This window comes from Arthrobacter sp. Ha26, assembly GCF_059091705.1.
In genome coordinates, this window is sequence record NZ_JBNHGX010000006.1 from 147411 (window position 1) to 159522 (window position 12112).

The following is a 12112-nucleotide window of genomic DNA, read 5'->3' on the forward strand; positions in this document are numbered from 1 at the left end:
TCCTGACCGGATGGATATCTTTGCCGACGGTACTGCCGCGCCTGAAACCGAGCCCGCTGGGGCCGAGCCGGACGTCCCTGCCAAGCCGCTCCCGGTGGCCGAACTGCACCTTCATATCGAAGGGACGCTGCAGCCTGAGCTGATCTTTGCGCTGGCTGAGCGCAACGGCATCACCCTGCCTTACACGGGGCTGGACGAGCTCCGGGAGAAGTATGAGTTCACGGACCTGCAGTCCTTCCTGGACCTGTACTACGCCAACATGGCGGTCCTGCAGACGGAACAGGACTTCGCGGACATGACCCGTGCATACCTGGAACGCGCCGCCGCTGCCGGGGTGCGGCATGCCGAGATCATGATGGATCCGCAGGCGCACACGTCCCGCGGCATTCCGTTGGAGACCTGCGTCAATGGCGTCGCCTCCGTCCTGGCCACTTCCCAGGAGGAGTTCGGGATCTCCACCCTGCTGATCGCAGCGTTCCTGCGCGACCTTTCAGAGGAATCTGCGCTGGAAGTCTTCGACGCGTTGCTGGCAATGAACGCACCCATCGGAGCCGTGGGGCTGGACTCCGCGGAGGTGGGCAATCCGCCGTCGAACTTCGAGCGGCTCTATGCCAAAGCCCGCGACGCCGGCCTGCGGCTCACCGCCCACGCGGGTGAGGAGGGACCGCCGTCGTACATCCTCGAAGCCCTGGACATCCTGGGCGTGGAGCGGATCGACCACGGCATCCGCTGCATGGAGGATCCCGACCTGGTGGAGCGGCTCGTCGACGCGCGGATCCCGCTGACCGTCTGCCCGTTGTCGAACGTCCGGCTCCGTGCGGTGGACACGCTGGCTGACCACCCGCTGCCCGCCATGCTCGCTGCGGGACTGAACGTCTCCGTCAACTCGGATGATCCCGCCTATTTCGGCGGCTACGTAGACGACAACTTCAGGCAGCTGGACGCTGTGTTTGAACTCTCCGATTTCGACAAAGCCCGCCTCGCTGCGAACTCCATCCATTCGTCATTCGCATCGGAGGAACGGAAGTCGGAGCTGCTGGCTGAACTGAACGGCCTTGACGTGGTGCGGTGACGCCACCTGTGTCTCAAACTACAACCGCGCCAACGAGCCGCTAAACTGGGTGCCGCAGGCGTGTCCGGAGGGGTGCAGGGCGGCATCTGTGAAGCACTCGAGGGTTGTGCAGCCAGCCCTACACCCGATACTCCAGACTCACTTGTCGATACTGTCCGCTTCATAGTCGGTCACGACACGCAGAGTTAACCAATTCAAGTCGCGCGATGTAACGGGCAGTTGGCAAGATGCCTAAGACCGATCGCTTTTTATAAAAGGGGAACCATGGCCAAGTCCACCGCAGAAAACACCTTCCTTCGACTCAAGACCGTGCTGGATGTCCTGACCGAAGGTGTGTGGTCCGGTGATGCACTGAACGCGGGGCAGGTCCTCGCGGAGGCTACGGCACGCGTGCCGTTCAACGAGCACGAGGCCGAACTGCTCAGCGGCGGGATTCCCCGCGGGCACAAGACGCTGACGTCCGCCACGGCAAAGCTGGTCAAGGCCGGCTGGCTGGTCAAGGGCCGCTCCGGCTGGACCATCACCGAGGACGGCATGCGCGCCACGGTGGCCTACCCGGACACGGTGTCCTTCGCCACCGCGCTCGACGCCGGCACACCCGTTCCTGCAAACACTCCGGTTCCAACCGCTCCCGAAGGGTTTGTCCGCAAGACCACCGCCGTTCCTGAAACTGCCGTTCCCGAAACTCAGGCGCCGGCAGCGGCCAAGGCTGAGGCCAAGAAGGCCACCCGGAAGACTCCTGCCAAGAAGGCCGCCGCGGCGGTGGGCAAGGCAGCCAAGGTGATCGAGGACGCCGTTGAGCCGGTGGTGAAGGCGGTGCGGGGCAAGGCTTCGGCCAAGGCGGATGAGACTGACGCAGCCGCTGAGCCGTTTGAGGGTCCGGACGTTGAGACGCACCCGCAGCCGGAGGCAGTGGCACTCGCCGGCGATTTCAACACCATCCTCGGTGCTCCCGAGAACTGGGCTCCGCAGTACGACGAGGCGCAGATGGAATTCGACTTCCTGGACCAGCTCTGGAAGAAGAGTGCGGAACTGCCGGCCGGTTTCTACACCTTCAAGATCGCCCTGAACCGGTCCTGGGACGAAAACTACGGCGCGTTCGGCACGTTCGATGGTCCCAACCACGAGCTGCACCACGACGGCGGCACGGTCACCATCCGCTACGACCACCGCACTCGCGACATCACCATCAACTAACCGCTCCGTCCTCCCAACCGGGTAGCGCCAAGTGTCGTTGTGGTGGGGACGCCCACAACGACTCTTGCTGCTACCTGGTTGGGCTTGGACCGCACCGACGGGGGCATGCACTTTATGGCCAGGCACGCAGGTTCATCACCGGAAGAGTCTGATCCGTCTGAGGCTGACGCCGGGGCGGTGCGGCTGACTGCCCGTGTTTTTGGTGTGGTGCAGGGAGTCGGCTTCCGCTTCTGGACCATGGGCAAGGCCGAAGAGCTGGGCCTGACCGGCGAAGTGAAGAATCTCGACGACGGTTCGGTCGCCTTGGTGGCCGAAGGGCCGCAGTGGAAGATCCACGAGCTCCGCGAATGGCTGAATTCTGACCGGACACCGGGGCGGGTGGAGCGGGTGGAGGACACCCTTTCCGAAGCTGAGGGTGCTTTCCGCGGCTTCAGCGCACGCTGACTACAGAACTTTTCTGGCCCGGTTTCACTCCCTGGGGCTCAGCCCGATGAAGGCGCCCAGTTCCTCCAGGGCTGCTGGCCGGTGCGGCATATAGCTGGTGAGCTCGGGCGAGCGGAGGATGACCGCCCGCCATTGGCCGCGGGAGACCGCCACATTGATGCGGTTCCTGTTCAAGAGGAACTCGGCGCCGCGGGGTGCCTCGCCGGCTGCAGAGCAGGCCATCGAGACGAGCACCACTGGCGCTTCCTGGCCCTGGAACTTGTCCACGGTGCCCACCCGAATTTCCGTCAGGCCGTCCTCCTCGAGGGCTTTGCGGATGAGGTGGACTTGGGCGTTGTATGCGGCCACTACCAGCAGGTCTTCCTGCCCTAGCGGACGTGATTCGGTGTCCGCATCCGGCCGCCACTTCAAGCCAAGGTGCCGCCGCGCCTGGCGAACCACCTCGGCGGCTTCCTCCTTGGACGCGGTGGCGTTGCCGCTATGGTTGACGAAGACGGTTTCCACGCCCGGAGGCAGCTGTTCCAGTCGGCGCAGCGAGGCGGCGGGTGCGGCGTGGAGTTTTCCTTCGTAGCTCAGCTGCGAGACGGCACGGCACAGTTCCGGATGCATCCGCCAGCTGTCCGCAAGGAAGTAGCCCAGGTTGGCTGGCAGGGTGGCATGCCCCGCTGCAAGCCAGCCCAGGGCTGATTCATCCACGGGCTCCGGGTGTGCGCCCTGCGTGACCTGTGGCAGTTGCTGCGGATCGCCGAGCAGGAGGAGCCGCTTGGCTGCGCGGGAAACAGCAAGCGTATTGGCCAGTGAGAACTGCCCCGCCTCGTCGATCACCAGCAGGTCCAGCGAGCCGGCCGGTACCTCCTTTCCTGTCATGACCCACGCCGTGCCCCCGATGAGGCAGCCGCCGGGGGAAGACAGGAGCCTGCCGACGTCGCCCTCAGCTCTTGCACTCCAGGGAACGTCGTGGGGGGTAACCAGCTTCTTCGCCACTACAGCCGGATTCACCCCGCCCGCAGCAATGGCGCAGCAGAGCAGGTTTTCCACCACATTGTGCGACTGGCCCACAACGCCGATCTTCCAGCCCTCCGCCACGAGCCGGCCGATGACGTGGGCGCCGACGTAAGTCTTTCCGGTGCCCGGGGGACCCTGGACGGCGAGGTACGAGTGCTCGAGATCGCGGACGGATTCGGTGATGGCGGTGGCGTAATCGGCGGAACCGTCAGGCCGGTGAGTGACATCGACTGGGCGCGGGAGGGCCCGGAAGCGCGGGGGACGTTTGCGCAGGATGTCCAGCCCGGGCTGGGCAGGCAGCGACGGAACAGACGCCCCCACGGCTGCCGCGATTTCAGTGATCGCCGCTTCAATGCTGTCCGTAGGGATGGGTTGGTCCTCAGTGAGCGCCACCGGCAGATGAGGGTAGGCGGTGACCTTGCCGGTTTCGCGCTCCGTGATGGTGATGATGGTGTGCTCCGGGTTGTCAGCAGCCGGTCCGACGTCGCTGATCCTGGTCCCGAAGGTGTACGCCCTTGCGCCGGGAGCTGTGCCGGGCGCGGCCATGCCCTCGGGTGGAGGAGCATCGTAGAGCCGGCACCACTTTGAGTCCGCTTTGAAGTCAGAGCCCTCGGACATGGTGCCACGAAGCCGCAGCACGCGGGTCCGCATCCGTTCGCGCGGCTTGGCCAGCGCCCAGTCCGAGGTGACTTCGGCCGAGGACACCACAAAAACGTTCCGCTGGTCCGACCAGTTCTCGACAGGTGCTTCCACCCGGTCGAAGTGTTGCCACCAGAACTGCTTGCGCTCCCGGCGGTGGTATCCGGTAGCTGCCGCGACCATGGCGATGGCCCGTTCGTCATGCGTCCAGGGGCGGTTGTCCGGCAGGCTGGCCAGGAATTCCCGTAGGCGGCGCTCCTCGGCAGTCTCGCCAGGTGCTGCCGGCCTGCCGCCTGTTTCAGCAACGGCGGGCGTACCGGCCGATGATTCTGAAGTAGCTGCCGAATCAATTCCGGTGGCGGACTGCCCGGCAATGTCCAGCAGCCAGTCGCGCAGCCGGAGGGTGGAGAGGCAGTCGTATTGGTTGTAGTCCGAGATGGACGCCAGGATTTCCGCCGCCTCCGCGGCGTTCCCTGCATCCCGGGCCGCACAGTAAGCGGCGTAGGCGACGACAGAAGCGCCGGCGTCCTTGACGTCGCCGGAGCGCAGGTTGTCTCCCATGTACAGCGGTTCCAGCTTCTTGATGGAGTACGACGCTTCGGAAATGCGCACTGATTGCCGGACAGTGGCATAAAGATCCACGAGCAGGCCGTCGCGGAGCCAGCCGTCCACGGTGTCCTCACCGGCCTGGTGCGCCAGGGAAAGGTTGCGCAGGGCGGTCTTTTCATAGGCGGCGTAGTGGTAGACGTGCATGTCCGGGTACAGGGCACGCCGTTTCTCGACGTAGTCCAGGAAGTCCAGGAAGGCCCGGCGTTCTTCGCTTCGGGAGTGCGCCCAGAACGGGCGGAAGACAGGATCGCCGGGATGGTCCGCAGCGGGTGCCTCGATCACACCGAAGAGGTACTCGATTCCCCAGGCTCCGGTAGCCGGGTCCTGCCAGAGCGGGTCACCCTCAAAATCGAAGAAGATGTCGCCCGGGCTGGGGGCGGGAAGTAAGGCGATGGTGTGCCCGGGCAGGACCGTGAATGAAACGGTGTGCGGTTGGCCGTCCTTGATGATGGTCCTGGATCCGGCTGCCGGGTCCAGGCCCAGCTGCATCCTTGCCTGGGCCCGGAGCCGGACCACCGAGTTCCGGGCATCCTCAGCAGGCATGGCTGCGAGCTGGTCGATGGTGGAAATGCCGGCAGCATGCAGCTTCCTGCGCTGCACCACGGACATCCCGGCCACCATCAGCAGGTCCCGATGCTCCTGTACCTGTCCGGCGCAGTAGTCGCACCGGCCGCAGTGGACGATCCCGGGTTGCTGCCAGACCACGGCGGTATCAGCTGCGCGGTGCTCCGCTGTCAGCTGGCGGAAGCGCCGGCGTCGTTCGCGGAACACAGGCAACAGGTCCGGAAGGGAGTGGCTGCTGCGGAGCCAGTCCTCACCAATGCGGGTTCCGAGCACCAGGGTCACCGTGGGGGAGGGTTCGAGGCCCATCCGGAGGAGTTGGTCCCCATAGGCTGCGAGTTGCAGCAGGGCTCCCACTTTGGCGTGCCGGGCCAGCTTGGTGTCCCAGACCTCGTACCGGCCCGAGCTGCCGGTGCCGGCGGCCTCATTGACCAGGAAGTCTGCGTAGCCGAGGAATTCGCCGTCAAAGAATGTGGCCTGGAAAACGACGTCTGCGCCGGAGCGCAAGGCGAGTTCGGTTTCGGCGTGCTTGGCCTGGAGCTCCCTGCGCAGGTTCTGCCCGCGCTCCAGCGAGTACACACCCGCGCCGCGGCTGGCATCCCACGCGCCGTATTTGGCGATCAGGCTGGCAAGGACGGTGTGCTCGTGCTTGTCACCCAGTTGGCCGGCGCGGACCTGCATGTCGTCCGCTGCAAATTCCGCCTTGGGGGAACGGCCCAGTTTTTCGTCCAGGATCCGGAGCGTGCGGTACTCACACTCACTGGCAGCCACCAGGTCGCTGGCGGAAAACACCAGGTCCGGCGGCGCACCGGCAGCCGCTGCTTCTAGCAAAAACACGGGGCCTCCCCATCGACAGCCGGGCCAAAAGTCGGTTCTCCCGGCCCTGGATCAAACCTAGCAAGAGGGACTGACAATGGGCGGTTCAAGCCAGGCGCGCGACGCTCCGCCTCGTGGGGCGCGCGGCGCCGTCCGAGAACAGCTCCGGCATGGATTCCTGGATCCGCTGGACGTCCTCAAAAACTGCGCGAAGGTGCAGGCGGAGGCTGCTGTCCGCATCGGCCAGGTTGTTGGCCTCCAGGGCGTCCACCACCGCTGTGTGCTGCTCAATCAGCGTGGAGACGGGCCGGGTTTCCAGCAGGCTCATGCGCCGTGCCCGGTCCAAATGGGCTTTGGCGGAGTTGACGGCCGTCCAAGCGGATTCATGTCCGGCCAGTCGCAGCAGCTCCCGGTGGAAGTCCTCGTCCAGCCGGAAGAATTCCTCCACATCGCCCTCGGCGTTCGCGTCAGTCTGGGCCTCCAGGATTTTCCGCAGGCCTGCAATTCCCGCAGTATCAACCGTCAGGTCCCGCAGGGACGCGCACTCAATGGCTTCCCGGACAAACTGGGCCTCTGAAACGCGGCCCAGATCCACCAAGGAAACGAAGGAGCCTATTTGGGGGAAGACCTGAACCAGCCCTTCCTCCCGAAGCAGAATAAGGCTCTCACGGACCGGGGTGCGGCTGACGCCCAGCTCCTGGGCTAGCTCGTTTTCTGACAACGGCTCGCCAGGGGGCAGCTGCAGCGAGATGATACGGCGGCGAAGGGACTCAAGGGTCTGGTCCCGCACCGAAAGTCTCGGGGCTGTGCTTCTTTTGTCCGTTGCCATGGCCCTAGTTTAGCCCCTTGACACACTAGAATGGTAGTGCTTGTATGGTAGTAGAAATTGACGTGCCGCCCATCACTGTTCCTTGATTCTTCCCAAGGAACCAAGGCAGGCGGCCACCAGCTTCACGCTGTTCATATCCCCTTCGAACGCTATCCATCCCCTTCGAATGCATCGCCTGCAAAGGAGCAACAGATGACCGAGAGCATTGCGCCGCCCACCAGCACGGCAGAGGCCCGGAACACCAAGGACCTCGCCAAGGTTGCCGTTTCCGGCTGGCTGGGCACGGCCATGGAATTCATGGACTTCCAGCTCTATTCCCTGGCCGCGGCCATCGTCTTTAACAAGATCTTCTTCCCGGACGTCAGCCCGGTGATCGGCCTGATCGCCGCCATGGCCACCTACGGCGTGGGCTACGTGGCGCGACTTTTCGGTGCGGTCTACTTTGGCCGGATGGGTGACCGGATCGGCCGCAAGAAGGTCCTCTACATCACCATCGCCCTGATGGGTGCTTCCACGACCCTGATTGGTGTTCTTCCCACATACGCCATGGTGGGCATCTGGGCGCCCATCCTGCTGGTGGCACTTCGGCTCATTCAGGGCTTCGGTGCCGGCGCGGAAATCGCGGGTGCCACGGTGATGCTGGCTGAGTTCGCCTCGGCCCGCCGCCGCGGCATCATCTCCTCACTGGTCTGCCTGGGCACCAACTCCGGCACGCTGGGCGCCTCGGCGTTGTGGGCCATCCTTGTGAGCTCGCTCTCCCAGGAGGACCTCCTGAGCTGGGGCTGGCGCATCCCGTTCCTGGCCAGCTTCGTCATCATGCTGTTCGCCGTCTGGATCCGCCGCTCCATCAAGGAAAGCCCCGTTTTCGAACAGCGCGCTGACGTTGTTGACGGCGTGGCCCTCCCCAAGGACAAGATCAAGAGCGCCGCGAAGGCCCCGGAACTCGCCGGCACCAGCACCATCGAAGCGGCCATGCATCAGAAGAAGGGCAAGTCTTTCCTGATCGCCCTGGGCCTGCGCTTCGGTCAGGCCGGCAACTCCGGACTCGTGCAGACCTTCCTGGTGGGCTACCTCGCCACGGTCCTGCTCACCGAGAAGAGCGTGGGCACTAACGCGATTATGTACGGCTCGCTCCTGGGCTTCATCACCATCCCGCTGGTTGGCCTCCTGGGGGACCGCTTCGGCCGGCGCCCGCTGTACCTCGCCCTCAGCACCCTGACCGCCGTCTACGCCATCCCCATGATGCTGATGATCACCAGCGGAAACACCACTCTCATTACCATCGCCATGGTCATCGGCCTGAACCTCGGCGTCCTGAGCCTGTTCGCCATGGAAAGTGTCACCATGGCCGAGTTCTTCGGGGCCCGCACCCGCTTCACCCAGCTGGCCCTGGCCAAGGAGATCGGCGGTATCCTGGCCACCGCCATCGGGCCGCTCCTGGCCGCCACCCTCACCGCAGTCACCGGACACTGGTGGCCCCTCGCCGCGATGCTCATCGGTTACTCCCTGATCACCCTGGTCTCCGCCGCCGTCGGCCCCGAGGTCCGCGGACGCGACATGGTCCGCCTGGAAGACGCAGTATGAAAGCCGTCGTAGTCCACGGCGCGAACGACCTCCGCATCGATGACCGGCCCGAGCCGGTGGCCGGGCCAGGGGAAGTAGTGCTCGACGTCGACTGGGGCGGCATCTGCGGATCTGACCTTTCGTACTGGCGCCACGGAGCTTCGGGAACGGCGGCGCTGAAGTCACCACTGGTCCTGGGCCATGAGGTGGCGGGCCGAATTGCACAACTGGGCGCCGGCGTCGAACACCTCGAGGTGGGACAGCCCGTAACCGTGCACCCCGCCGAGCTGGTGGGTGACGGCATCATGCCCGAACGCCTTACGGGCCGGACCAACCTGTACCCGCAGATCCGGTACTTCGGTTCGGCAGCCTTCGATCCGCACACCGACGGCGGCTTCAGCGAGCGCAAGGTGGCCAGGGCATCGCAGGTCCGCCCCCTGCCCGACGGCGTGGACACCCTCCGCGGTGCACTCGCGGAACCGCTCGCCGTCGCCATGCACGCAGTCAGCCGGGCGGGAAACCTGGCCGGACGGGACGTGCTGGTGAACGGAGCCGGGCCGATCGGATCCCTGGTGACAGCGGCCGCCAAGTTCGCCGGAGCAAGGACGGTCATCGCCACGGACATCAACGATGCCTCATTGCGGATCGCGCAGGCCATGGGCGCGGACGACGTGCTGAACGTGGGCGGCGGCGGCGCTCTTCCGCAGGATATGGAACTCGTGTTTGAAGCCACGGGCATCCCCGCCGTGCTCGGTGGAGTCCTGCGGGCCACCGCCCGTGGCGGAACCATCGTCCAGGTGGGCAACCTCCCGGGCGCTCCGTCCGCGGCAGCGCTGGGGGACCTCGTCACCAGGGAAATCACCTGGATCGGGTCCTACCGGTTCGTGGACGAGATCACAGACGCCCTGCAGGCGATGGCCGGCGGCCTGGACGTTTCCCCGATCATCACGCACAAGTTCGGCATTGAAGACGCGGAGGAAGCCATGCGGACCGCCGCGGATCCCGCCGCCGGCAGCAGCAAGGTCATGCTCCGCCTCTCCGCGGACTGACCACCCGACCACGCAGCAGTGAGTGTCGTTGTGAGCCCTCATAACGGCACTTACTGCGACCTACATCTGCACATCCACCATTTGAAGGACCCCCAGTGAAGATCACCGACGCACGGGTAGTGGTTTCGTCGCCCGGACGGAACTACGTCACGCTTGTTATTGAAACCGAGGACGGCATTACCGGCGTGGGCGACGCCACTCTGAACGGTCGCGAACTGGCTGTAGCCTCCTACCTGTCCGAACACCTGTGCCCGCTGCTGATCGGCCGCGACGCCCGGCGCATTGAGGACGCCTGGCAGTACTTCTATAAAGGCGCCTACTGGCGCCGTGGCCCGGTGACCATGACAGCCATCGCCGCGATCGACGTCGCGCTCTGGGACATCAAGGGCAAGGCCGCGGGCATGCCCGTCTACGAACTCCTGGGCGGGGCAGCCCGCGAAGGCGTGATGGTCTACGGCCACGCCAGCGGCACCACGCTGGAGGATCTCAGCGCAGATTTCCAACACCACCTGGACCTGGGTTACAAAGCCATCAGGGCGCAGGCGGCGGTGCCGGGCCTGGACAAGACCTACGGCATCGCGCCGGTGGACGGGAAGCTTTATGAGCCGGCCAGCAGCAATGTCCCGCAGGAAGACACGTGGGAAACCACCGCGTACCTGGACTTCGCCCCGAAGATGATGGCTCATGTCCGTGGGCAGTTCGGCTACGGCGTGCACGTCCTCCACGACGTCCACCACCGGCTCACCCCCATCGAGGCGGGCCGCCTGGGCGCGTCACTGGAAGAGTACCGCCCGTTCTGGATCGAGGATCCGACGCCGGCCGAGGACCAGTCCGCATTCCGGCTGATCCGCCAGCACACCACCACTCCCGTGGCCGTGGGGGAGGTGTTCAACTCCATCTGGGACTGCCAGCAGCTGATCACCGAACGCCTGATCGACTACATCCGCACCTCCGTCTCACACGCCGGCGGCATCACGCACCTGCGCCGGATCTTCTCACTGGCCGATCTCTACGGTGTCCGCTCCGGGTCGCACGGTGCCGGTGACCTGTCCCCGGTTTCCTTCGCCGCCGCCCTGCATGTGGACATGAGCATCCCTAACTTCGGCATCCAGGAATACATGGGCCACCGCGACCCGGCCAACGAAGTCTTCAAGACTTCCTATACCTTTACCGACGGCTACATGCACCCCGGTGAGGCTCCCGGGCTGGGCGTAGAGTTCAACGAGGAGGCGGCCGCCTCCTACCCCTTCGACCCCAAGTACCTGCCGGTCAACCGGCGCCTCGACGGATCGGTGCACGACTGGTGAACGCTACGGCCCAAGATACTTTTGATGTGGTGGTGATGGGGGAGATCCTCGTCGAAGTCGCCACCGACCTGCCCTTCCGCCACGGGGTCCCGGCGCAGCTGGGCATTTCCGGCGACGCCCTCAATGTGGCGGCGGCTGCCGCTGCGGCCGGGGCCGAGGTGGGGCTGCTGTCCGTCCTGACCGACGACGACCTCGGCCAAGCCATCGCGGCCCGCATTGCCGAACTGGGCATCTCCACCGATCTCCTGAAGTTCCGCCGCGGCCAGCAGGGCGTCTACCTGGTGCACAGCGACCCCGCCGGCGAGCGCGAGTTCTCCTACGCCCGCAGCGGCAGCGTCGGGTCCACCCTGGGACCGGACGACGTCGACCCGGACGTTTTCGAGGCCGCCGGCGCCGTGGTGGCGGGCGGCATCGCCTGCGCCATCTCTGCGACGTCACGCGCCGCCGTCATCAAAGCAGCCTCCTTGGCCCGGCGCTTTGTGTTCGACCCGAACTTCCGCCCGCGCCTCACCTCGGTGGAAGAGGCGACGGCGGTGCTCGCCGAGCTGGCGCCGCAGGCCTTCCTGGTCACACCCTCCTTCCCGGGCGAGACAAACGCGCTGCTGGGCGTGTCCTCCGCGGTGGACGCGGCGGCAAAACTCCGCTCCCTGGGCACCGACACCGTGGCCGTCACCTGCGGGGCCGAGGGAAGCCAGCTGGCCTGGGGCCCCGAAAACGACACGCAGCATGCATGGATTTCCGCCATTCCTGCCCCTGCCGTGGTGGACCAGACCGGCGCCGGGGATTCCTTCGTGGGGACGCTGACAGCCCGGCTGGTACTGGGCGACAGCTTCCCGGCGGCGGCCCGCCTCGCCGCGGCCGCGTCCTCACTGGTTGTGGGAGGCAAGGGCGGGACCGGCTTCATCCCCACCTTCGAGCAGACGCGCGCGCACGCCGCAGTTTCCGGCGGCAGCACACCGGCTAAGGACACAACCGCCGTCGGCGCCACGGCAGAGGGAGCACTCCCATCGCACGCCTGAAC

Annotated in this window: 9 protein-coding genes; 7 read left to right on the forward strand and 2 right to left on the reverse strand. The window is 65.7% G+C overall.

Annotation, left to right across the window (positions count from 1 at the left end; translation table 11 throughout):
* The first annotated feature begins 10 nt into the window (after positions 1-10).
* The 3 genes from AC5RVY_RS14915 to AC5RVY_RS14925 all read left to right on the forward strand — a co-directional run bounded on the left by AC5RVY_RS14915 (position 11) and on the right by AC5RVY_RS14925 (position 2713).
* On the forward strand, positions 11-1072 hold the full coding sequence (locus tag AC5RVY_RS14915) for an adenosine deaminase (protein WP_493955481.1): 1062 nt from the start codon (positions 11-13) through the stop codon (positions 1070-1072).
* 264 nt (positions 1073-1336) lie between these two features.
* Complete coding sequence (locus AC5RVY_RS14920) at positions 1337-2269, forward strand: pullulanase X25 domain-containing protein (protein ID WP_493955482.1); 933 nt, start codon at positions 1337-1339, stop codon at positions 2267-2269.
* 114 nt (positions 2270-2383) lie between these two features.
* Positions 2384-2713, forward strand: coding sequence for an acylphosphatase (locus tag AC5RVY_RS14925; RefSeq protein WP_493955483.1), 330 nt, complete (start codon positions 2384-2386; stop codon positions 2711-2713).
* A 24-nt stretch (positions 2714-2737) separates the two neighbouring features.
* Here the strand turns inward: AC5RVY_RS14925 and AC5RVY_RS14930 are convergent, their stop codons facing one another.
* On the reverse strand, positions 2738-6364 hold the full coding sequence (locus AC5RVY_RS14930; protein ID WP_493955484.1) for a TM0106 family RecB-like putative nuclease: 3627 nt from the start codon (positions 6362-6364) through the stop codon (positions 2738-2740).
* Between the two features lie 85 nt (positions 6365-6449).
* Entirely contained in the window at positions 6450-7172 is a 723-nt protein-coding gene (locus AC5RVY_RS14935) for a GntR family transcriptional regulator (RefSeq protein ID WP_493955485.1), read from the reverse strand.
* Between the two features lie 192 nt (positions 7173-7364).
* Between AC5RVY_RS14935 and AC5RVY_RS14940 the strand changes: the two genes are divergently transcribed.
* The 4 genes from AC5RVY_RS14940 to AC5RVY_RS14955 all read left to right on the forward strand — a co-directional run bounded on the left by AC5RVY_RS14940 (position 7365) and on the right by AC5RVY_RS14955 (position 12110).
* Positions 7365-8756, forward strand: a complete 1392-nt coding sequence (locus AC5RVY_RS14940) for an MFS transporter (protein ID WP_493955486.1) — start codon at positions 7365-7367, stop codon at positions 8754-8756.
* Positions 8753-9784 carry an L-idonate 5-dehydrogenase gene (locus AC5RVY_RS14945; RefSeq protein ID WP_493955487.1) on the forward strand — a complete coding sequence of 344 codons (1032 nt, stop codon included), beginning with the start codon at positions 8753-8755 and terminating at the stop codon, positions 9782-9784. The genes AC5RVY_RS14940 and AC5RVY_RS14945 overlap by 4 nt, the downstream gene beginning before the upstream one ends.
* A gap of 95 nt (positions 9785-9879) precedes the next feature.
* Positions 9880-11091: a D-mannonate dehydratase ManD gene (gene manD / locus AC5RVY_RS14950; RefSeq protein WP_493955488.1), complete on the forward strand. Its 1212-nt coding sequence runs from the start codon at positions 9880-9882 to the stop codon at positions 11089-11091.
* 35 nt (positions 11092-11126) lie between these two features.
* Positions 11127-12110 carry a PfkB family carbohydrate kinase gene (locus AC5RVY_RS14955; protein WP_493955639.1) on the forward strand — a complete coding sequence of 328 codons (984 nt, stop codon included), beginning with the start codon at positions 11127-11129 and terminating at the stop codon, positions 12108-12110.
* Positions 12111-12112 lie beyond the last annotated feature (2 nt).